The organism is Alloalcanivorax mobilis, from assembly GCF_002864685.1.
Classification (GTDB): domain Bacteria; phylum Pseudomonadota; class Gammaproteobacteria; order Pseudomonadales; family Alcanivoracaceae; genus Alloalcanivorax; species Alloalcanivorax mobilis.
Map to the genome: position 1 here is coordinate 13,028 of NZ_NMQZ01000010.1, position 21,956 is coordinate 34,983.

The 21,956-nt window shown below is 64.6% G+C and carries 20 protein-coding genes; 4 read left to right on the forward strand and 16 right to left on the reverse strand.

Annotated elements, in window-relative coordinates; all coding sequences use genetic code 11:
* Positions 1 to 179: 179 nt before the first annotated feature.
* From CGS25_RS07425 to CGS25_RS07440, 4 genes are all read right to left on the reverse strand, one after another.
* Positions 180 to 704 (reverse strand): ZrgA family zinc uptake protein, encoded by a 525-nt coding sequence (locus CGS25_RS07425; RefSeq protein WP_157933795.1) that lies wholly within the window; start codon positions 702 to 704, stop codon positions 180 to 182.
* A 10-nt stretch (positions 705 to 714) separates the two neighbouring features.
* A complete protein-coding gene (locus tag CGS25_RS07430) occupies positions 715 to 1,698 on the reverse strand; it encodes a CobW family GTP-binding protein (protein WP_089032592.1) in 984 nt (327 codons plus the stop codon).
* Between the two features lie 2 nt (positions 1,699 to 1,700).
* Positions 1,701 to 2,738: a dihydroorotase gene (gene pyrC, locus CGS25_RS07435; protein WP_101675074.1), complete on the reverse strand. Its 1,038-nt coding sequence runs from the start codon at positions 2,736 to 2,738 to the stop codon at positions 1,701 to 1,703.
* A gap of 214 nt (positions 2,739 to 2,952) precedes the next feature.
* Positions 2,953 to 4,131 (reverse strand): acetyl-CoA C-acetyltransferase, encoded by a 1,179-nt coding sequence (locus CGS25_RS07440; RefSeq protein ID WP_101675075.1) that lies wholly within the window; start codon positions 4,129 to 4,131, stop codon positions 2,953 to 2,955.
* Positions 4,132 to 4,547: 416 nt separating this feature from the next.
* Here CGS25_RS07440 and CGS25_RS19280 point away from each other — a divergent pair, with 416 nt between their 5' ends.
* Both CGS25_RS19280 and CGS25_RS07445 read left to right on the forward strand, forming a co-directional pair.
* Positions 4,548 to 4,679, forward strand: coding sequence for a hypothetical protein (locus CGS25_RS19280; protein WP_255406646.1), 132 nt, complete (start codon positions 4,548 to 4,550; stop codon positions 4,677 to 4,679).
* Between the two features lie 16 nt (positions 4,680 to 4,695).
* Complete coding sequence (locus tag CGS25_RS07445) at positions 4,696 to 5,754, forward strand: 3-deoxy-7-phosphoheptulonate synthase (RefSeq protein ID WP_101675076.1); 1,059 nt, start codon at positions 4,696 to 4,698, stop codon at positions 5,752 to 5,754.
* Positions 5,755 to 5,784: 30 nt separating this feature from the next.
* Here CGS25_RS07445 and CGS25_RS07450 read toward each other — a convergent pair whose 3' ends face one another.
* The 4 genes from CGS25_RS07450 to CGS25_RS07465 all read right to left on the reverse strand — a co-directional run bounded on the left by CGS25_RS07450 (position 5,785) and on the right by CGS25_RS07465 (position 13,177).
* Complete coding sequence (locus CGS25_RS07450; protein ID WP_101675077.1) at positions 5,785 to 7,431, reverse strand: methyl-accepting chemotaxis protein; 1,647 nt, start codon at positions 7,429 to 7,431, stop codon at positions 5,785 to 5,787.
* A gap of 169 nt (positions 7,432 to 7,600) precedes the next feature.
* A complete protein-coding gene (locus CGS25_RS07455) occupies positions 7,601 to 10,624 on the reverse strand; it encodes a parallel beta-helix domain-containing protein (RefSeq protein WP_232802308.1) in 3,024 nt (1,007 codons plus the stop codon).
* Positions 10,625 to 10,779: 155 nt separating this feature from the next.
* On the reverse strand, positions 10,780 to 11,277 hold the full coding sequence (locus tag CGS25_RS07460) for a PaaI family thioesterase (protein ID WP_089032597.1): 498 nt from the start codon (positions 11,275 to 11,277) through the stop codon (positions 10,780 to 10,782).
* 619 nt (positions 11,278 to 11,896) lie between these two features.
* A complete protein-coding gene (locus CGS25_RS07465; RefSeq protein ID WP_101675078.1) occupies positions 11,897 to 13,177 on the reverse strand; it encodes an MFS transporter in 1,281 nt (426 codons plus the stop codon).
* A gap of 210 nt (positions 13,178 to 13,387) precedes the next feature.
* Here CGS25_RS07465 and CGS25_RS07470 point away from each other — a divergent pair, with 210 nt between their 5' ends.
* Both CGS25_RS07470 and CGS25_RS07475 read left to right on the forward strand, forming a co-directional pair.
* Entirely contained in the window at positions 13,388 to 14,071 is a 684-nt protein-coding gene (locus tag CGS25_RS07470; protein WP_101675079.1) for an ArsR/SmtB family transcription factor, read from the forward strand.
* A gap of 35 nt (positions 14,072 to 14,106) precedes the next feature.
* The gene (locus CGS25_RS07475) at positions 14,107 to 14,922 is read left to right on the forward strand and encodes a thioesterase family protein (RefSeq protein ID WP_157933796.1); all 816 of its coding nucleotides are present in this window, start codon (positions 14,107 to 14,109) and stop codon (positions 14,920 to 14,922) included.
* A gap of 12 nt (positions 14,923 to 14,934) precedes the next feature.
* Here CGS25_RS07475 and CGS25_RS07480 read toward each other — a convergent pair whose 3' ends face one another.
* The 8 genes from CGS25_RS07480 to CGS25_RS07515 all read right to left on the reverse strand — a co-directional run bounded on the left by CGS25_RS07480 (position 14,935) and on the right by CGS25_RS07515 (position 21,874).
* Positions 14,935 to 15,393, reverse strand: coding sequence for a TM2 domain-containing protein (locus CGS25_RS07480; protein WP_101675081.1), 459 nt, complete (start codon positions 15,391 to 15,393; stop codon positions 14,935 to 14,937).
* A gap of 100 nt (positions 15,394 to 15,493) precedes the next feature.
* Positions 15,494 to 16,387 carry an efflux RND transporter periplasmic adaptor subunit gene (locus CGS25_RS07485; RefSeq protein WP_198588719.1) on the reverse strand — a complete coding sequence of 298 codons (894 nt, stop codon included), beginning with the start codon at positions 16,385 to 16,387 and terminating at the stop codon, positions 15,494 to 15,496.
* Positions 16,388 to 16,395: 8 nt separating this feature from the next.
* Positions 16,396 to 16,608 carry a DUF1656 domain-containing protein gene (locus CGS25_RS07490; RefSeq protein ID WP_101675083.1) on the reverse strand — a complete coding sequence of 71 codons (213 nt, stop codon included), beginning with the start codon at positions 16,606 to 16,608 and terminating at the stop codon, positions 16,396 to 16,398.
* A 2-nt stretch (positions 16,609 to 16,610) separates the two neighbouring features.
* Positions 16,611 to 18,668: an FUSC family protein gene (locus tag CGS25_RS07495; RefSeq protein ID WP_101675084.1), complete on the reverse strand. Its 2,058-nt coding sequence runs from the start codon at positions 18,666 to 18,668 to the stop codon at positions 16,611 to 16,613.
* Positions 18,665 to 19,135 (reverse strand): MarR family winged helix-turn-helix transcriptional regulator, encoded by a 471-nt coding sequence (locus CGS25_RS07500; protein ID WP_089034533.1) that lies wholly within the window; start codon positions 19,133 to 19,135, stop codon positions 18,665 to 18,667. The genes CGS25_RS07495 and CGS25_RS07500 overlap by 4 nt, the downstream gene beginning before the upstream one ends.
* Before the next feature lie 215 nt (positions 19,136 to 19,350).
* Positions 19,351 to 20,202, reverse strand: coding sequence for an aldo/keto reductase (locus CGS25_RS07505; protein WP_101675085.1), 852 nt, complete (start codon positions 20,200 to 20,202; stop codon positions 19,351 to 19,353).
* 72 nt (positions 20,203 to 20,274) lie between these two features.
* Positions 20,275 to 20,865: a flavodoxin gene (locus tag CGS25_RS07510; RefSeq protein WP_101675086.1), complete on the reverse strand. Its 591-nt coding sequence runs from the start codon at positions 20,863 to 20,865 to the stop codon at positions 20,275 to 20,277.
* Between the two features lie 16 nt (positions 20,866 to 20,881).
* Positions 20,882 to 21,874, reverse strand: coding sequence for an aldo/keto reductase (locus CGS25_RS07515; RefSeq protein WP_232802309.1), 993 nt, complete (start codon positions 21,872 to 21,874; stop codon positions 20,882 to 20,884).
* Positions 21,875 to 21,956: the final 82 nt, after the last annotated feature.

The following is a 21,956-nucleotide window of genomic DNA, read 5'->3' on the forward strand; positions in this document are numbered from 1 at the left end:
CTGATTAGTTGCTGTCGCGCCAGTTGCTGTCGTGACCCGCCCGCACCGGGCGTGATTCAAAGACGTCTACCCGAGCATACCGAAAAGCCCGACCGTACCGGGTATAAGGTTTGCAAAAATAAAGAACCAACAGCACCACTGAACACTGAAAACTGAACACTGAAAACTAGAGCAGCCCGCTAAGGCTGCTCAACAATCGGCAATCGCGTCTGCGGCGCCGCCAGTATCAACGAACGCTGCCCCTGATCGGTCACCACCAGGGTATCCAGCGCCACGCCATTGAGAAATTCCAGCAGCGGCACATCCACCGCCAGCAGGGCTTGCGGGGTGGCGCAATGCCAGGCATAGCGGGCCTGGAACGCCGGGTTGGAGGCCGGCTTCGAGGCCGGTGCATCGCCCTGCTCCAACGGCGCCAGGCCGGTTTCCACGCCTTCGCGGGTCACTTCACAGCCGGCCTCGGCGAGCGGCTCCAGCACATTGCTGGCCTTTCCCAGTCGCGCCAGGGCGTCGGTGACCGCCATGTTTTCGTCGTCGCCGGCCGGGGCGTGGTCAAAGCCCACCACCACCGGGGCGGGCAAGCTCAGGTGCGCCACCAGGGCCTGGCCCTTGAGCGCCATCCGCAGCTCGCCCCGGGCGGCGTCCGGCGGGTCCGCCATTGCCATCATTGGCAGCAACGCCAGCAGTATCCAAATCCGTCCGTGCATCGCTCTCTCCTTAGCCGCTGTCCACATCACCAGCATCCACGATCGCGCGCACCCGTTCCAGGCACGCAACCGGGAAATCCGCGTCTCCGTCGGTAATCAACACCAGCCGGCTGTGCCGTCCGTCTTCCGGCCACACCGCCAGCGGCGTCATCTCCAGCGGTTGCGATGCCACCCCCTGCACCAGCAGGGGGCCATCGAGCTTATCGACACACAACAAGCCCTTGAGCCGGATCAGCCGCTCGCCACTGAGGCGCGAAAGCTCATCCAGAGCCTCCCGCCAGAGGGCATAGGGACGCGCGCCGTCAATCCTCAATACCGCTGGATATAGACCATGGGCATGGCGCTGAGTGCCCGACGCGCCAAGCGGGGTCAGCGTGCCGGTGATCCGGCAACGGCGCGAGAACGTGAGCGCCAGAGGGTCCTGCTCGCTGTCGCCGTGGCGTACCGGCCAGCGCGGCGCACCGGGATTGAGGGCGCCGAGCGTTTGCTCCAATGCCTGGTAATCATCGGTACGGTCGGTTTTGGTGAGCAGCAGCAGATCGGCGGCGGTGACCTGCTCCAGGGCCTCCGGGTGGCGTCGCAACACCTGTGGGCCGGCGCTGGCGTCCACCGCGGTGATCACCGCGCTGAGCGCGAACCGCTTGCGCAGCCAGGGGTCCTGCTCGAGCACCCCGATCACGGCGAACGGGTCGGCGACGCCGGTGGTCTCCACCACCACCTGCGTGAACGCCGGCAGATCACCGGCGGCGCGCGCCATGAACAGATTGCGCAGCGTGGTTCGCAAGGTGCCTTGCACCGCGCAGCACACGCAGCCGCCGGCCAGCAAGGTGACCGGCGTGCCGACCGCCCGCGCCAGGTGCTGGTCAATGCCGATCTCGCCCAGTTCGTTGATGATCACCGCCAGGTCGTCGCGGGCGGCGATCCATTGGTTGAGCAGCGTGGTCTTGCCGCTGCCCAGAAAACCGGTCAGCAGCACCACCGGCGTGATCGCCATGGTTATACCGCCAGCGCCCAGGGCAATTGTTCACCGGCCATGAACGGCACCAGCTCTTCGCCGGCGGCGCTCAACCGCTGCGGGACCTGCCAAGGCTGGCGCAGCAGAGTGATGGTGTCGGGATTGGCCGGCAGGCGGTAAAAGGCGGCCCCGAATTCGCTGGCGAACCCCTGCAGTTTGTCCAGCGCGCCGAAGCGATCCAGAAAACTGGCGTACAGCGGCAACGCGGCCCGCGCGGAGTAACAGCCGGCGCAGCCACAGGCCGCTTCTTTCTGGTCACGGGCATGGGGCGCCGAGTCAGTGCCCAGAAAGAAAGCCGGATGCCCCTCCAGCACCGCCTTCTGGATCGCCTGTTGATGAGTGCGGCGCTTCAATACCGGCAGGCAATAATTGTGCGGGCGCACACCGCCCACCAGCAGATCGTTGCGGTTCATCAGCAGGTGCTGCGGGGTCACCGTGGCGGCGGTCAGTTGGCCGGCTTCGCGCACGAAATCCACCGCTTCGCCGGTGGTCACGTGCTCGAAGACAATGCGCAGCGCCGGAAAACGCTCACGGATATCGTTCAGGTAGCGGTCAATAAACACACGCTCCCGGTCGAAGATATCGATCTCCGGCTCGGTGACCTCGCCGTGCACCAGCAAAGGCACGTCGTATTTCTCCATCGCCTCGTACAGATGGAGAATGCGCGCCGGGTTGGTGACACCGCTGTCCGAGTTGGTGGTGGCGCCAGCCGGGTACAGTTTGAAGGCGTGCACGAAGGGGCTGGCAGCGGCCCGCGCAATCTCTTCCACCGGCGTCTGGTCGGTCAGGTACAGCACCATCAGCGGCTCGAATTCCACCCCCGCCGGCACCGCCGCCAGGATCCGCTGCCGATACTCGCCAGCGCGCGCCACCGTGGTCACCGGCGGCGTCAGATTGGGCATCACGATGGCACGGCGGAACACGCGAGCGGTGGCGGGCACGGTCTCAGCCAGCATCGCGCCATCGCGAAAATGCAGATGCCAGTCGTCGGGGCGGGTGATGGTCAGGGTGTCAGGCATATCGAGATCCAATCGGGCGGTGGAGTTTATGATACGGGAAAGCGACTTCATGCGTTGGGTGGGTTGGACGCTGGACGCCAGACGCTAGACGCTAAACCCTGACGTCAAGCCATGAAGTGTTTCCTGACCGGTTTTCATAAACTGTCAGGAAACACTCCGATCATTTCAGGCATGGGTTTAGCGTCCGGCGTCCGGCGTCTGGCGTCCAAGCCCTTTAACGCTCCACCGCGAGCGCCACACCCTGCCCACCCCCAATGCACAAGGTGGCGAGGCCCTTTTTCACATCGCGGCGCTGCATTTCATGGAGCAGCGTTACCAGCACCCGGCAGCCGGAGGCGCCGATCGGGTGGCCCAGGGCGATGGCGCCGCCGTTCACGTTGACCCGCGCCGCGTCCCATTCCAGTTCTTTGCCCACCGCCAGGGATTGCGCGGCGAACGCCTCGTTGGCTTCAATCAGGTCGATCTGATCCAGGCTCCAACCGGCGCGCTCCAGGCAGCGGCGGGTGGCCGACACCGGGCCAATGCCCATGATCGCCGGGTCCACGCCGGCGCTGGCCTGGCCGGCGATGCGGGCGAGGATCGGCAGGCCCAGCTGGTTGGCGCGCGCTTCGCTCATCATCAGCACCGCGGCGGCGCCGTCATTGAGCGCCGACGCATTGCCGGCGGTCACGCTGCCGTCTTTCTTGAACGCCGGGCGCAAGCCGGCCAGGGATTTCGCCGTGGTATCGCCACGGGGCTGCTCGTCGGTGTCGACGATCTTCGGCTCGCCCTTGCGCTGCGGCACCGCCACCGGCGTGATCTCTTCCTTGAAGCGTCCGCTTTCGATGGCGGCGGCGGCTTTGCGATGGGAGGCGGCGGCGAATTCGTCCTGCTGCTCGCGGGTCAGGCCGTATTTGGCCACCAGATTCTCGGCGGTGATGCCCATGTGGTAATCGTTGAAGGCGTCCCACAGCCCGTCCTGAATCATCGAGTCCACCAGGGACGCATGGCCCATGCGCAAACCGGTGCGCGCCTTGGGCAACACGTAGGGCGCCAGGCTCATGCTCTCCTGGCCGCCGGCGATGATCACATCGGCCTCGCCACAGCGAATCGCCTGGCTGCCCAGGTGCACCGCCTTGAGGCCGGAACCGCAGACTTTGTTGATCGTCAGTGCCGGCACCTGATCCGGCAGGCCGGCCAGAATCGAGGTTTGGCGCGCGGTGTTTTGCCCGGCGCCGGCGGTCAGCACCTGGCCAAGAATCACCTCGCTGACGGCGGCCGGCTCCAGGCCGCTGTCCGCCAGTAGCCGCTGCACCACCGCCACGCCCAGGGCGGTGGCGGGCACATCGGCGAGACCGCCCTGAAAGCGGCCGATGGCGGTACGGGTGGCGGCGACGATGACGACATCCTGCATGGTTCTCTCCGAATACGATCAAACGACAAAGGCCCCGGGGGGCGAACGGCGGCTATATTATCACGGCTTCGGCGCGCCGGCGTCTTGCGCCGGGGCCGTGGCTTGGCTAGCATGGAGCTTCGGATTTGGAGATCGTCATGAACGCAGGCCTTATTCACAGCATTGTTCGCACTCACGCCCTGGTGGCGTCGGTGTGCGCTGCTGTCTGCGTTTTTTACGGGTATTGGTTTAGCCGCTCACGCGCCTGACCGCTACCCGGACAGGCGCCCGAAAAGGGACGCCTGCCGAAGATTCTGAAACCCCCGGTTGGCTCCCAACCGGGGGTTTTTCGTTTTCAGGGCACGGCTGTTTCCATGCCGGCAAAATCACGGCAAAGACCGCGCCCAAACCCGACACCGTTAATGAGGACAGCCGCCATGACCACTGAATTTCGTTATCCCACCCGCGCCGCCCTGTGGCTGTTTGACGCCACCGTATTGTGCTTGCCGTGGTTTGCCCGGCAACCGCTGCAACGCCTGACACCACTTTTGCGCTCGTCGCGCCGCTGAACACTAAGGAACGCCCATGAACGCCACGCTTGCCGCCGTCCGCCAGGACACCCCCGCTGCGTCGGAGCACCGCCGCGTGCAGCCACTGCCCGGCCCCGCCACCCTGCGCGAGGCTCTGCCGTTGGACGCCGCCGCCGCGCAGCGGCTTGGCGATCACCGCCAGGCGGTGCGCGCCATTCTCAACGGCGACGATGACCGCCTGCTGGTGGTCACCGGGCCCTGCTCACTGCACGACCCGGAGGCGGCGCTGGATTACGGACGCCGCCTGGCGGCGCTGGCCGGCGAGCTGGACGACCGGCTGCTGCTGGTAATGCGCGCCTATGTGGAAAAGCCGCGCACCACCGTGGGCTGGAAAGGGCTGCTCTACGACCCCCACCTGGACGGACGCCATGATCTCGCCGAGGGGCTGCGGGTTTCCCGCCGGCTGCTGCGTGACCTGGCCGCCCTCGGGCTGCCACTGGCCAGCGAATTGCTCAATCCGCTGGCGGCCGCCTACCTGGAAGACCTGCTCAGTTGGGCGGCGGTGGGCGCGCGCACCACCGAATCCCAGATTCACCGCGAACTGGTCAGCGGTCTGGATCTGCCGGTGGGGTTCAAGAACGGCACCGACGGCGGTGTCGGCGTGGCCCGCGATGCGATGAGCGCGGCCGCCCACCCGCACGCCCATCTGGGCATGGACAGCCATGGCCAGAGCGCACTGATCCAAACCCCCGGCAACCCGGACACCCACCTGGTGCTGCGCGGCGGCCACGGTGGCCCCAATTACCACCGCCAGGCGGTGGACGCCGCCCGCCAGGCGCTGCGCCAGGCCGGGCTGAATCCGCGCGTGATGATCGACTGCAGCCACGCCAACAGCGGCAAGGACCCGCGGCGGCAGGCGCTGGTGCTGCAAGACGTGATCGAGCAACGGCGCGATGGCGACGCCGCCCTGGTCGGCGTGATGCTGGAAAGCCATATCAATGGCGGCAATCAGAAGTTTGGCGAGACGCTCCAATACGGCGTTTCCATCACCGACGCCTGCCTCGGCTGGAACGAGACCGAGCAGGCGCTGCGCCAACTCCACGCCCACCTGTGACGGGGGGCGCCAGAGCGGCGCCAAGCGACTCTAGAACGCTCCGGGGAACATCACAGCCGGCCCGACAGTGGGCTCCGGGGCGCCAAGCAACGGCGGTGGCGCGTCCCGGTGCCGCTCCTGATCCGCCAGCACAACGGTTTCCACCCGCGCCGTCAGTATGCGCACCTGTTGCTCCAAACTTTCCCCGGCATCCGCCGCCTGGCGCACCAGGCGGGCGTTATCGCGGGTCACCTCGTCGATGCGCACCATCGCCACGCCGATCTGTTCCACGCCATGGCTTTGCTCCCCGGCGGCCAGCGCGATCTCCGCCATGATGGTGCTGACGCCGGCGGCGGCGTTTTTTATCTCTTCCATGGTGTGGCCGGCATGGCGGGCACGTTCGGCGCCCTGGTCGGCCTCCGCCAGCGCGTCGGCGACCAGCCGGTTGATGTCCCCCACCAGCCGCGTGCTGTTCTCCGCCAGGGTGCGCACTTCGGCGGCCACCACCGCGAAACCGCGCCCATGCTCACCGGCGCGCGCGGATTCCACCGCCGCGTTCAGCGCCAGCAGCCGGGTCTGGGTGGCCAGCGCCTCGATGGCGCCGCCGATGCCGCCGATGTCGGTGGCCCGTTCGCCGATGCGCTGCATCGCCGCCACCACCTGGTGCACCGCCTGGTCGCCACGCACGGCCACCTCGCGGGCATCACCGGCCAGACGATCGGCCTGGTGCGCGTGTTGTTCGGTCTGCTTGACCGTGGCGGTGATCTGCTCAACGCTGGCGGCGGTTTGTTCCTGGGCCGCCGCCAGTTCGTCGAAGCGCCGCGACAGCTCCGCGTTGCCCCGTGCGATGCGCGCGCTGTCGTGGTCAATCCCGGCGCCACTGGCGCGCACCTGGCCGACCAATTCCGCCAGGCTCCCCTGCATGGTGGCCAGGCCCTGATAAAGCTGACCAATTTCGTTGCCGCCGCGTTTCGGCAGCGGCTCGCTCAGATCGCCGGCGGCGATGCGCCGGAAGTGCCCGACCATCTCGCCCAGCGGACGAATCACGTTGGCGGTCACTTTCCACAGCACCAGGGCCACCAGACCCAGGGCCAGCGCGATGACGCCCGCCAGCGCCAGATCCAGCCGCGCCACCATGCGCTCGAACGAACCCACCAACCCACCGGCCTGCTGCTCGGAGGCATGCAGAAAACCGTCCGCGCTGCCCATGAACGCCTGGCCCATGTCGTTCAAACGGGAGCGCCCGGAGCGATAACCGGCGAAGTCATCGTCTTCGAGCAGCGCCAGTTGCAGGGTCAGGCCGGTGTTCATCAGCGACGCGAACGTGTCTGACAACGCCTTGATCGCCGGCGCCTGTCGCGGTTGGGCGGGCGCGTCGATAAAGCGCTGGAAAGCAGAGCGCGCGGCGACCATGAACGCTTGCGCCTGCTCGATCACCGGGCCCGGCTCATCGAATGACGGCACGCGGATCAACTCCGCCGCGCGGTCCATGGCGACCTGCGCCTGCAGCGCATTGATGTAGGCGCGATGCAACGCCGTGGTCTGCTCCACATGAATGTGATTCAGGGTGCCAAACGCCGAGCGGCTGTAGTGACTGGCGTACAGACTCAAACCGCCGACAAACAGAATCAGCAGGGTGAACGCCAGCAGAACCAGTCCCCAACTGAGTTTCACCGTCATCGAGTCGATCAGTTTCATGGCGCCTTCCGGTCCGGTTGATGAAAGGCGAACACGGTAAGGAAAAAGTATGACGGTTCGGGGAAAGAGGGGGTGGTGTTCAGTTTTCAGTTTTCAGTGGCCAGTGCCCAGTGGCAGTGGCAGTGGCCTCGCCACGGCCGGTGACGGCCGTGGCGAGGGGGGAGCAGTGTCAGGGGCAGGCGGCGCCGTTGATGTAGCTGTCGTCGACCACGGTGTCGATCCATTGCTTCATCAGCGCCACCGCGTCGTCGTGGGCGACGCTGCGGGCAATCGGCGGCATCATGCGCTCCGGGTCCTGCTCGGCGGCGAGCCGGCAGGTGACGATGGAATCGTCGCTGGAGCCGGGCACCACCACGTGTTGCCGTCCGCAGGAGCCGCCGCCGGTGGCGGTGGGCTTCTTGCAGATGCCGTAGCCGGCGTCCACCGCCCGGAAATGATCCAGATAGTAGCCGGTGTTGGACGCCGCGCCACGGTCGTTGTGGCAGTGCTGGCAATTCACTTCCAGGTAGGCACGCAGGCGTTGCTCCACGTCCGCCGCCGAGCCGGCCACTTCGCCGCCGTCGCCGGGCACGTTCCAACGTGGCAGGCGTTCGATGTTGGTGGCCACGCCCTGGCCGTTGATCTCAAGCTCCGGCGCGCCGCTCAGCAGGCCGTGCTCGATCCAGTACTGCAACTGGTTGACCCGTGGGAAGCCACCCTGCCCGCTGCTGCCCATAAAGCTGCTCTCGGGCATATAGGCCCGGTTCAGGTTACGAACTTTGGGGCCAATCGGAGCGCTGCCGCTGGGCCGGTCGTCGTTGCCGTGGCAGGTGATGCACTGGTTGGCGTTGGGCACGGAATAGCGGTCGGTGCTGCCGCTGATCAGGTTGCCGGTGTTGGCGTCGTGGAAGTGCCAGGTCGCGGCGCGGCGACCACCGCCCAGCGCCAGCCGCGCCACGCCATCCTGATCCCAGATGTAGGGCAGCCCGGCCCAGAACGGTTTGCCGCTCTTGCTGGTACGTTTGATCAACAGCCGGGTTTCCACCAATTGCTCGGAGGACGTGGCTTCATCGGTAAACGCGAAGGTCTTGACGATCACCGTGCCCACCGGAAACTCCAAGGTGCCGTTCAGGTTGTTGCCGTTCTGGCCGTCCTTGTAGAGTGCTGGCTGGCCCGGCGGCAGGAACGCCACCCGGTATTTGCTCGCGTTGTCGGAGAACAGCTTGGTGTTGAGCACGAACGGCACGCCGCCTTCATGGGGCAGGCTGCGTGGATCGGCGGCGTCCTCGAACAGGTTGTACTGATCCAGACGCGGGCAGTCCACCTCCAGGGCGCCACGATTGATCTCGCCGGTCTCCACCGGCATTTCGCACAGGTGCGCCACGTATTCGTCGGTGTTGGCCGGGTCGTACTCACCGCTGCGCTCGAACGGCGGGATCGTCACCCTGGGCAGCGGCGCAAGCACTTCGCCAAAGCGGGTCTGGCAGTCGTGATCGGAGAGCCGCGTGTCGGAGGGAAAATTCAATAGCCCGCCAATGATGTCCACCAGCCCGCCCGGGGTCAGGATCGACAGGTCCTGATCGAGCAGGCCGATCACCAGTTCCAGACCATCAGTGCCATGGAAGTTCAGATAAGGGGCGCTGTCGTCGCCCAGGTCGTTATCGTGGATGCACGACCCCCAGGTGGGCAGCTTACGCTCGCCATTGCTGTTGAACTTGTAAGCGTTGTAATGGCAGGACGGGTTCGGGTCCTGGTTGGTGAGAATCGGTTTGCCGTTGGCGTCCTTGGGCACCGGCTGGCCGTTGGCGTCCACCGGGTAGGGGCAATCCGCGTCCAGATCGTCGCGCAGACCGTCCCAGATAATGTGCGCGCCGCGCCCCAGGTTGGCCAGGTTCTGCAAGCTGCCGAGCAGCTCCGCCGGATTGTTCAGGGTGGGCAGATTTTTTAAACCGATCAGCGTCGGCAGCACGCTCTCGATGTCGCCGGCCAGGGTCTTCTGCAGATCCGGCGGCGGCAGGTCGTAACCGGAATGGCGCATCACGTTGTCGTGGATGTGCAGGCCTTCGGTGTAGGGGTCGAGTTTCTTGTCGGCGGTGGCGCCGGGGCCGTCGATCAGCTCATAGCTGATGTGTAGCACCGCGGCGGTGCTGTGGTCTTCGAACAGATTGTCGTAGACCTCGATGTTGTCGTAGCCGAGGGTGATAAAACCGACCCCGCGCGGCACCAGTGACACGATGCCACTCTGCGCGAAGTTGTAGGTGTTGTTGTTGCGGGCCACGTTATTGAGCATCACCGAGGTGTCGCCGTACTGGGTGATGTTCTCCAGATCGTAGATCAGGAAGCCGCCGGTGTTGCACTCGGCCACGTTGCTGTCGTATTCGCCGCCCTGCACATTTTCGATTTCAAAGCCCATCACGTTATACGCCGCGCGGCTGTCGCGGATGATGGCGGTGTTGGTCTGGCCCACGTAGATGCCCGCGTCCGACGCGCCCACCGATTCCGAGCCCTCCACCAGAATGTTTTCCGATTCCACCGGGTAAATGCCGTAGCGGCCGCTGGCGGCGCTGGGCACGTAATCCGGGGTGGGGTCTCCTTCGTTGAGCGGCGGCGCGCTGCAGGACACCTTGATGCGCTGGGCGTAGTTGTCCTGGGTAATCAGGCCGCCACCGCCGGACCAGATCGCCCGCACGTTGCGCAGCGTGCCCCATTTCACGCCCTTGAGTTTGAAAGCATCGCCAGGGGAATCCAGGATGGTCAGATCCTGCACGGTGATGCCGCGCACGTTGAGCGCTTCCAGGCCGGTAACGTTGATGCTGTCGCGAAACGACAGCACGGTCTTGTCCTTGCCGCAGCCCTTGATCAGCACATCTTCGGTGGCCTGGATCAACAGGCTCTCGTCGAGATCGAAAAAGCCGCAGGTGAACGCCAGGGTGTCACCGGGCTTGAGCTGAATCATCGCCTCGACCATGCGTTCGGTGGCGTCCGCGCCCGGTGAAATGGTAAAGGTGCGGCCCTCGGTGAACTGATCCGGATCGTCGCCGTCGCCGTCGCCATTACCGGGATCGTCCGGATCACCCGGCTGATTGGGGGTCGGGCCATCCGAAGCACCCCCGGAACCGCCCCCGCCGCCACCGCAACCAGGCAGCGCCAACACCAGCGCGATCAAGACCACGCCCCAGAACCGCCACAGTGCTCCGCTCGTGCCCATGCCCATGCCCTCTTCTTTTTGTTTTTCGCGCTCCGGCGTCAGGCGCCGGGAGTCGATGATTTCGCGTCTCCTATTGGCACGTTTGTACTATGGGCGGGCGTGAAGGGCTGTATCGTTATTGTGCGCCGTTGGTAAAGAGGGTTGTCGCATTGGCGATGGTGTCAGGAACGACCGTGAGCGGCGGCCTCCAGCCCGGCGGTGTCGACGCGCACGAACACCGAATCGGCCGAGGCGGTCAGCACCTCCCCGGCCCACACTTCGCAGATCACCCGGCTCTTGCGGCCCACCTCGCCTTCCACCCAGGCCCTGAGTGTCAGTTCCACGCCCATCGGCGTGGGTTTGATATAGCGGATATTCAATTGCCCGGTGACGCAACCGATGCGCGGCGCACTGCCCGGCTCGCGCCCCTCCGCCCGGTAGTGATAGGCCATCACCGTCCAGTTGGAATGGCAGTCGATCAGCATGGCGATCAGACCGCCGTACACCAGCCCCGGCCAACCGGTGAAGTCTTCGCCGGGGGTGTGCGTGCAGATCACCTGTTTACCGTCTTCATGCCAGTGGCTTTTCAACCGTAGCCCACGGGGATGGGCGCTGCCGCAGCCGTAACAAATCCCTTCCGGGTGCCCCAGATCCTGCAAAGCGGTGACTTCACTGTTCACTTGTTTCTCCGGTTGAGTTGCTGTCTTTAAGAATGGGCGCTGGCAGCTCGGATTCGCGGTCGATGACCGCTCCCACATAAGAATCCGACCCTATCGCGAGACCGGCTGTTTCCTGTTCCGGTCTCGCTACAACGCCGCTGTAGGAGGTTCTATGGTGTCCTGCAAGAGCAATGACCGTGAGAAGATATCTCATGCCGCTGTTGACGCCCTGCTGGGCGTCCTACTTTCTTGCTTGTCCAAGAAAGTAGGCAAAGAAGGACACCCCGTTGTGTCGCCCTTCGGGTTCCCGAGGCGCGGGAAATTGATGGCTGGGTCGGCGACGAGACGACATCCTGTCGTCCGCCGCCTCAGTTGGCCGTCCCTGGCCAACTGACCCTATCAATTTCCCGCGCCTCGGCGACACAACAAGGGGGAAAGGCCCTCCAGATCGGTACTGGGCGCACCGTAGCGCTGCCCTCTCTACAACGTCGCTGTAGGAGCGGTCCTTGACCGCGAACCGGCGCAAGCCGGACGGCCTGCCAGCTCCCAGCAGGCTTATTTACCGACCGAAACCCGAAGCCCACCGATGGTAGAAATCATGCTCGGGGTCATTCCCGTTAATCCGCGACCAACCAAAAACCTATGACGCCTGCGCGCGCCGGCCCGTCGGCCCCACCACGTGCAGGACCGAAGCGGGCAGGCTCAAGGAGGTGAGCCCCGCCACGATCAGCACCGCCGCGGCGGCGCCGAACGCCACCCAGTGGGTGCCATAGTGGTCAAAGCCCCAGCCGCCCAGCCAGGAGCTGATGGTGGCGCCGATCTGATGGCCCAGGTACGCCCAGCCATACAGCACGCCCACCGTGCGAATGCCGTAGATGTCGGCGAGAATCGCCGACGACAGCGCGATGCTGCCGGCCCACACCACGCCGGCGATGGCGGCGACCAGATACAGCTGGCTGCTGGTGGCCACGGTCAGCAACGCCAGAAAACCCAGCGCCCGAATCAGATAAATCGCCGCCAGCAGATTGCGGCGCGGCAGGCGGTCGGCGAGTTGACCCAGCACCAGGGTGCTGGGGATCGCCACCAGGCCGATCACGCCGATGCCCAGCGAGGCGGTCATGGCGTCGAAGTGATGGTCCACCAGCATCGGCACCCCCTGGGTGCCGAGCAGGTTCATGCTGAAGCCGCAGGCGAACATGCCCGCCACCACTTTCCAGAAGTAGGCGGTTTTCATCGCTTCGCCGGTGCGCAGCACCGCCAGCGGCGCCACGCCGGTTGCTCCCGGAGCGCCGCTCACGGCGCTGCCGTCGCCGCCGGTGTCGGTGCCCGGCGGCGCCTGCTCGCGCATCACCCGAAACGCCACCGGCACCACCAGTGCGATAAACAGAACGTTAAAACCGATCAGGGTGGCCTGCCAGCCCAGGTGTTCGATGGCAAAGTTGAGCAGCGGCGTCATGATGGCGATGCCGGCCATCGAGCCGGTGGAGAGATAGAACAGCGCCTTGCCCCGGCGGCGGGTGAACCAGCGGCTGATGATCGGCGTCAGCGCCACCGGGCTGGTGAACGCCAGGCCCAGTGAGAAAAGAATTCCGAACGAGAGAAAAAAACCAAAGGCGCTGGTGGTCAGTACCGCCCAGATGATCGATACCGTCACCGTGACGACCCCGAGCAACAACACGAAGCGGCTGCCCCGGGTCTGGGCCAGATGCCCGGCCAGCGGCATGCCCAGCCCGTACGCCAGCATACCCAGGGCGACGATGGTGCCCAGCACGGTACGGCTGATGCCCAGATCCTTGACCAACGGAATGAAGAACGGACCGATGCCCATGCGCATGCCCACGGTCAGCAGCGTAATGCAGGTCGACGCCACCACGATGTTCCAGCCGAAATACCACCGGCCTCCAGAATCGGGACTGCTCATTTCTCCGGCCTCTCAAAGTCGTGCTTGTTTTTATGTCAGCGGAATAGCGGCACTTGCGCGGGCAAAACCGGGCCCCTATCATTCAGATATTAATCAATTAAAGCGTTGAATGTTTTAGTGACCCGCGCCGCCGATGTCAAGGGAACCTCTCAACAGGCGACCAATGATTCGTGCGTATCGGCACACTTCACGACGACGATGGCAACAATCATGACCACCCCTCCCGGCTCCCATACCGCGAGCCCCAAACTCACGGTGCTCAAACAGTTCGCCCGAGTCGCCAAGGCGCTCGGCCATGAGTACCGTCTGGTGCTGCTTGAGCTGCTCGCCCAGGGGGAGCAAAGCGTGGAGGGCCTGGCGCGGCACTGTCGCCAGCCGGTCGCCAATATTTCCCAGCATCTGCAGCAGTTGCGCCGTGCCGGCCTGGTGCAGGCCAGACGCGATGGCAAGTACGTGCGCTACCGTCTTTCCGGCGACGAGGTGCTGACGCTGGTCAGCGCTCTGGAGCGGGTGGCCGAACGGAACCTCACGCAGGTGCGTGACACCGTGCAACTTTACTACCACGCCCGCGACGACCTGGAACCGGTCACCGTGGACGAATTGATGAGGCGCCTGCGCGACAGCGAGGTCACCGTGCTGGATGTGCGCCCCGGTGACGAATTCGTGCAGGGCCACGTGCCCGGCGCCATCAATATTCCCTTCCATGAGTTGGAGGCACGCTTGCACGAGTTGCCCGATGACCGCGAAATCGTCGCCTACTGCCGTGGCCCTTACTGCATGCTCGCGTTTGAAACCGTGGCGCGCTTACGCCACGCCGGGCGGGCGGTGCGGCGCCTCAAAGAGGGCTTCCCGAAATGGCGGGAACAGGGCCTGCCAACGGAAGTGGGCGTCTGACCCGCGGGCCACTTAACAATAAAAGGATCACACCCATGACATCCGCTTTGTTTATTCGTGAAGGGCAACTTTTTCTGCCCACCCAGGCCGCGGGCGGGCCCTGGAGCCCCGAGTACCTGCACGGCGGCTCGCCGGCCGGCCTGCTCGCCTGGCAATTGGAACAGGCCACCGCCGACACCGGCCTGCGGCTGGCCCGCCTGAGCGTGGATCTGCTGCGCCCGGTGCCGGCGAAACCCTTGCAAGTGGAGATCGAGGTGGTCCGCTCCGGGCGTCGCCTGCGGCTGCTGGCGGCCAACCTCAACGCGGACGGTGTCACGGTGTGCCGCGCCAGCGCCCTGTATCTTGAGCAGGTGCCCGTGGACGTACCCGATTTCGGCCGCTTCCCGGCCGAGACGCTGCCGCGCGGCGACCACCCCGCCGCCACCCTGGTGGAGGTGGCTCAGCGGCAACGCAAAACGCCGCCATTGACCCTGCCCGGGCTGCACAGCACCGCGCAGGTGGGGCTGATCGATGGGGTCGATGGGCGCGGGTGGGGCCGGGTGTGGATGCGCTTGCCGGTGCCGGTTGTCGCCGGCGAGCCCTGCTCCAGTACCGTTCAGGCGGCCACCTTGTCCGATTTTGGCAATGGCATTGCCCAGCTTCGGGTGGCCGAGAACACCGGCAGCATCAATGCCGACATCAGCCTCTATCTGCACCGCGAGCCGCGCGGCGAATGGCTCGGCCTGGATGCCCGCTCCCGCATGGAAGGCCACGGCAACGGGCTGGTGGAAACCACTCTCTATGATGAAACCGGGCCAGTGGGCCGGGTTCTCCAGGCCACCCTGGCGATGCCGGTGTACGCCGGCGAATAGCCGCCAGCGGCCTCAGAACCAGGGCTTTTTGTTGAGCACATAGGTTTGTTCGAACTCTTCATCACTCTTGGTGAGATAGATGATTCCCTCGACAAACGCGATCACGCCCAGCACCAGATTGGGCAGGCCGAACAAAAACGCGGTGATCACCCACCCCACCGTGTTCACCAGCAAAAAAACCAACCCCGGGCCGATGTAGCCGAGGTAGAACTTGTGAACGCCGAAGCCGCCCAATAGCAACGCGAACAAACCGGCGGCAACCTTGCTCTTGGCACCGGGCGCGCCGGCCACCGCCACCCGGTACACCGCGGTGGCCTCGGTGCCTTCCAGTTGGAAATCCACCGCCATGCCCGGCACCGGCGCCGCCTCACCTTTCCACTGGGCACCGACAAAGGTGTAGCGATAACCGTCTTCGCCAGAGATTATTCCCGCGCCGCTCTGCACGGAAAATTCCAGAATTTGCCCTCTCACCGCACTCTCCCTTGTTCCCATTGAAGACGCCAACGGCACACGGTAACCAGGGCACGCGGCCCCAACAACCTTTTCAACACATGCTGAGTGGGACTCCGCCTCAGCCTTTCTCCGCGTGGTCGGGTCTGACGCTCACGGTGGCGGTCAGGCCGGCCACCAGGCGCACGTCCTCGGGCACATCCTCCAGCGCGATGCGCACCGGTACCCGTTGCGCCAGGCGCACCCAGGTGAAGGTCGGGTTGATGTTGGCGAGCAGCCCGGAACCGGTGCTGCGTTCGCGATCCTCGATGGCGGCGGTGACGCTCTCCACCCGGCCGTGCAACAAGGTGCCCTGCCCCATCAGATGAATGTCCACCGGATCACCGACGTGAATTTTGCCGAGCTTGGTTTCTTCGAAATAACCCTCCACTCGTAAGGTGTCGGTGTCCAGCAACGCCAGCACCGGCTGGCTGGCGCTGACATAGTCACCGGGCTGCAAATTCAGGTTGGTGACCGTGCCGTTGACCGGCGCCACCACCTGAGCACGCTCCAGATTCAGGCGTGCCAGGTCCCGGTCGGCCTGCGCCTTAAGGTAGGCGGCGTTGGCCTTTTCCAGCTCGGTGCGGGCCTGATCCACCGCCTGGCGGGAGATCGCCTTGCCCAACCGGCGATAACGGGATAACTCCCGCTTGGCCTCATTGAGGGCGGCGCTGGCGCCGGCCATGGCCGCGTCCGCCTGGCGCTCCGCCAACTGAAACCGGCGCGCGTCAATGCGAAACAGCACATCGCCCTGCTTGACGCTGGCGTTATCGCGCACCAGCACTTCACTGACCGGCCCGGACACATCGGCGGCGATCGCCACCACGTCGGCGCGCACGTGCGCGTCGCGGGTCCAGGGCGCCACGGTGTAATAATCCCAAAGGCCGTGGCCAATCTGAAAAGCCACGGCCACCACCGCCAGAGTCATCAACACCCGGCCGGTTTTGGCGAATACGGTTTTCATAGGGTTATTCATGCGTTTACTCATGCGTTTATTTGCTCAAAAAGATAAAAAAACGCGCCCAGCAACACCACGTATAAGGCCAGATCGAACAACGCCCGGTGCCACACCAGCCGATAAAACCCGCTGCGTTCCAGCACCAGCCGCAGGCCACGGCTGGCCACGTAGGCGACCAGCATCAGGGCCATGAAGGTGGGCACGAACACGCCGTGGATATCCAGTTCGGCCATCGCCATGATCAACCTGCCTCCGACAACAATGGCAACACCGTGGGCGCCTGCGCGACCGGGCCCGGTGCCTGCGGGTAAAGAGCGCGACGCAGCCCCACCAGCGCTTCCGCCGTGTTGCGCGCGGCGTCGCCGCGGGCGCGGTCGAGCGTGATTGCCAGGGCCCCGTCGATGGTGTCGCGCAACGCCGTCGTCGCGGGCAACGCGGACCGCCGCGCCAGGCGCTCGCGAAACAGCTCGGCCACGCCAGCCAGCACGCCGTTGACGCGCTGCTTGACCGGTTCCGGCAAGATCCGCCGGTCACGTTGCAGCGCCAGAATGTTGTAGCCCACGCGCAGCTCGGCGAGCACGTCCACCCTGGCCAGCTCTTCGCTGTCCCCGTTGGCCAGCCGGGGCATTAATTGCCCGAGCCGATCCACGGTGCGGCTGGAAAGCGTCGCATGGTCGTGCAGCCGGGTTCCGGCGGCCATCTCCGCCATGTCCCGCCAACCCGCGTGAACCAGGCGGCGGGCCACCAGCCCGGCGCCGAACGGCTTGGTGACCAGCGTCCATACCAGCGCGAAGCCGACGCCGCCCATCACCGCCAAACCCTGATCCATGTAGGTCACGAAGTTCATGTTGTAACGGGATTGCATCGCCAGCGAGGCGGCACTGTTGACCATCAGCATCATCATCATCAGGGTGCGCTCCGGGTGCGGCAGAAACGCCGCGCCAATGATGAACGTCGGCGCCAGCACCATCACCACCAACTCAAAATCGTGGATGCGCGGGAACAGCCCGAACAGGTAAACACCGGCCACCAGCTGACTGAACGCGAAGAAAATCAGCATCACCCGCATCGGTACCGCCGGCTGATCCAAGGTGCCGAAGAAACAACAGGCCACCGCGGTCATCGCCATGAAATAGGCGCCGCCGGTCCAGCCACTGGCGATCCAGATCAGGCCGGCGAGGAACGCCGCGCACACCACCGACGCCGCGGAAAACAGCATCAAACCGTAGTCGTAATGGCGCGCCGAGGTACCCAGGGGCCGGTGCCGCAGCGCCGGCTTCCAGACCGGATCATCGTCGTTGGCGGCGATCTTGCGTTGCAGCACCAGACAGTCCTGCCACAGATCCACCAGTTCCTTGAGGCGGGCGAGCAGACTGGCTTGCATCATCACGTGCCAGTGGTGCATGGCGGCACGCTCCGGTTGCAGTGCGGTGATGGCGGCGGTGAACCGCTCGGCGCGAGCTTCGTCCTCGTCACCACCGGCAATCCAGGCGGCGATCTCGTCGCTGAGCGTCTGTAGCCGCGCGGGCATAGCCGGGCCGTCCATGCGCACCGCATGCAAGCGATCCGCCAACGACGACAGCACCGGCAACAACAGCAGCAAGCGGCCATGCAGAGCCCGCGCCCAATGGCGCACGCCCCGCGAACCGCTGTCATGGGCGAGTTGGCTGATCAGCATGTCCAGCTCGCCGATTCCAGAGGCCAGCCGTTGTCGGCCCAAAGAGGCCGACGGCTCGACGCCGCCGACCAGAATGTCCCGGGCCCAACCGCCCGCTTCGTTCAGCCACTGGCTGGCGCGGGCGCCCACCTGGGGGCCAACGCTGAACGGAAACACCACCGCCCCCACCACGCTGGCGCACACGATGCCGACAATGATCTCCTCGGCGCGGGCCACCGCCACCTCGAAGATCGCCCCCGGGGTGTTCAATTCCGGCAGCGCCACCAGCGACAGGGTGTAGCCCGCGAGCATGAACACATAGCTGCGCGGCGTGCGATCCAGCATCGAAAAATAGAGCAGACAGCCGGTCCACACCGCCACCGCCAGAATCAGCAGTTCCGGCGCATTGACCAGCGCCGGCACCATCACCACCGCCGCGCCAGCGCCCAGCAACGTGCCCAGGGTGCGATACAGTGCCTTGGAAAGGGTGGCGCCGGTGAGTGGATTGGCGACCACGTAGACAGTGGTCATCGCCCAATACGGCCGGGGCAGGTCAAACAGCAGCGCGATGTACAGGGCCAGCATCGCCGCGGTAAAGGTCTTCGCGGAGAAGATCCAGTCTCTCCAACCCGGCCAGGTCATCGCGTTGAATCAGCGTCCGAATCGTCCGCTGTCTCCTCGCTGGCGCGCTGGATCGCCTCGAACACCCGCAAGGTGGCCTTGATGTCCTCCGCCGGCAGTTTGCCCAGCACCTGTTTGCGCAGGCCGGTCAGCTCATCTTCAATCAGCGCCACCAGCCGCTCGCCGTCCCGCGTCAGCCAGATGGTCTTGGCGCGGCGGTCTTCCGGATCGTCGCGCCGCTCCAGCAACCCGGCCTCGCCGAGCTGATCCAGCAGGCGCACCAGCGAGGTGCTCTCAATGCCGATGTAACCGGCCAGGGTAATTTGCCGGACCCCGCCGCCCAGGCGGCCGATCCAGATCAGCACCGCCGCGCGGGCTTCGGAAATGCCATGCACCGCCAGCCGCTGCTCCGCCAGGCGGCGCCATTGGCGCCCGGCTTGCAGCAACGAGGCGGTCAGGGTCTGTCGATCTTGGGGAGGTGTTTTCATGATGGGCAGATTGTACGTATAAACATTGTTCGCATGCAAACTATTATTTCGGAGAACGCCGCCTTCCACCTCTGCCCCTCGGTGGCGGAAGATCGGAACTTGAACGATTGGCTGGGGCCTCACCCTCAGCCCCAGGCCTTCGGCCCAACTGCCCCGGGGACCACACTGCCATCACCGATTTCCCAACCGGAGCATTGAAATAGTTACAAACCCAATCAGATGTCGAGCTGACGCTCGCTCATCCACTTCACCATGCCCGGATCACGGTGCGAGAAGAAGCTGCTTTCGCCCGTTTCAAGCTGCGCGATGCGGGTCATGTCGGCGTCGTCCAGCGCGAAATCAAAGACCCCGAGATTCTCCTCCATGCGCTCCCTGCGCACCGATTTGGCGAGCGCCACGATGCCTCGCTGCACGACCCAACGCAGTACGACCTGGCCGACTGATCGGCCGTGTTTGCGGCCGATGTCCGCCAGCGCTTCATTCTGGAACAGGTTATTGCGGCCCTCGGCAAAGGGCGCCCAGGCCTCGGCCTGCACGCCGTTCTCGTGCATGAAGGTGACGCTTTCCTCCTGCTGATGAAAGGGGTTGACCTCGACCTGGTTCACGGCCGGAACAACGTCGTTGAAACCGATGATGTCCATCAGCCTGTCGGGGTGGAAGTTGCTGACGCCGATGGCGCGCAGCTTGCCTGCTTTCAACGCATCCTCCATCGCCCGCCACGACCCATGCACGTCGCCGAAAGGCTGGTGGATAAGATAGAGGTCGAGATAGTCCATTTGCAAACGACGCAGTGATTTGTCGATGGCTTGCTGGGTCTGTTCGTAACCAGTGTCCTGCACCCACAATTTGGTGGTCACGAACAGGTCGGCGCGCGGCACACCGGCTTTCTTGATACCCCTTCCAACCGCTTCCTCATTGAGGTAAGACGCCGCGGTGTCAATCAGCCGGTAGCCGGTGTCGATGGCCTCGGCAACGCAGCGCTCGCATTCTTGCGGATCGGGAATCTGGAAAACGCCGTAGCCGAGGATCGGCATCACGATGCCGTTATTCAAAGTGACCTGTTGCATTGTGAGTTCCTATTCAGGCGGATGTTGAAAGAATCGAGCAGGACCCTGCTGAGCCACCATGAGCGGAACGCTTCATGTGCGCGGGACATCGCTCAACCAGCTCGTCACACGTTCCATCGTTCGCCGCTCCTGGTCCATCTCCATGACGAAACCGTCGAGCAGTCGTGCCTTCGGTGCGTGGCTGGCGAGCACGGACTTGCTGTTGCCTGCCCCGTAGCCACCGTGGGTAATGAATGGGATCAGGGTCTTGCCCGACAGGTCATGCGCGGACAGGAAAGATCGGATCACCGGAGGCACGCTCGTGCCCCAGATGGGAAAACCGAGGAACACCGTGTCGTAGCCCGCCATGGCGGATACCTCCGCTTCCAGTGGCGGTTGATAGCCGCTGTCACGTTCCTTGCGGGCCTGTTCGACCGTTTGCTCGTAGTCTTCGGGATAGGGGCTGGCGGGCCGGATTTCGAACAGGTCAGTACCACGCTGCCGGTGGATCAGACCGGCGACGACGCGCGTATTGCCGGACCGCGAGAAATAGACAACCAGTGTTCGCGAGCCCACCCGGCGCATCTCGCCGCCACGAGTATTGGATGCCGCCACGACTCCGAGAGGGAGTGCGGCCAGCGCAGCGATCACGGTACGTCGGGTCGAATCATGGGCAGAAGTCATCGGAGCCTCTCTGAAGTTATCGTCCCACTCGGGCCTGCAACGCGGCGGGATAGCGGTCGCCCTGAATCCTGATGTCCGCCAGAGCCTGCTCAACCTTGCCGAGATCAGTGTGCGATAACTCAACGGCGGCGGCGCCCAGGTTCTCCTCCAGCCGGTTCAACTTGGTCGTTCCAGGGATTGGCACGACCCACGGCTTTCGCGACAACAGCCATGCAAGAGCAATCTGCGCAGCCGTCACGCCCTTGTCCCTGGCGATCTGGTCGAGCAAATCCACCAAGGCCTGATTCGCCCGGATCGCCTCTGGTGAGAAGCGCGGCACCTTGCTGCGGAAGTCGTCACTCCCGAAGGTCGCTCCATCCTTGATGGCCCCCGTCAGGAACCCCTTGCCCAGTGGACTGAAGGGAACGAAACCGATGCCGAGTTCTTCAAGGGTCGGTAACACTTCCTGCTCGGGCTCACGCCACCACAGCGAGTATTCGCTTTGCAAAGCCGTGACGGGTTGCACGGCATGCGCGCGACGGATTGTCTGAACACCCGCTTCGGACAGGCCGAAGTGCTTTACCTTGCCTTCGGCGATCAGGTTCTTGACCGTGCCAGCGACCTCTTCAATAGGCACATCGGGATCAACCCGATGCTGGTAGAGCAGGTCGATCACGTCGGTCTTCAGGCGCTTGAGCGAACCTTCAACAGCCCAGCGGATATGCTCGGGCCGGCTATTGAGGATTTGTTGCTTGTTGTCATCGCCGAAAGTGAAACCGAACTTGGTGGCGATCACCACCTGATCGCGTACTGGCGCGAGAGCCTCGCCGACCACCTCCTCGTTGAGATAGGGGCCATAAACTTCGGCGGTATCAAAGAAAGTCACGCCACGATCCACCGCGGCACGGATTAGCGACACCGCCCGTTGAGTATCCGTGGCTGGCCCATAGCCATGACTCAAGCCCATGCAGCCAAGACCGATGGCGGACACTTCGAGTCGGCTGTTACCGAGCTTTCGGGTCTTCATCATATTTTCCATATAGACCAATCTAAACCCGCGCGATTAGCAACACTAGATGGCATAATTGGAAAAGGTTAATAACCGGAGCGCA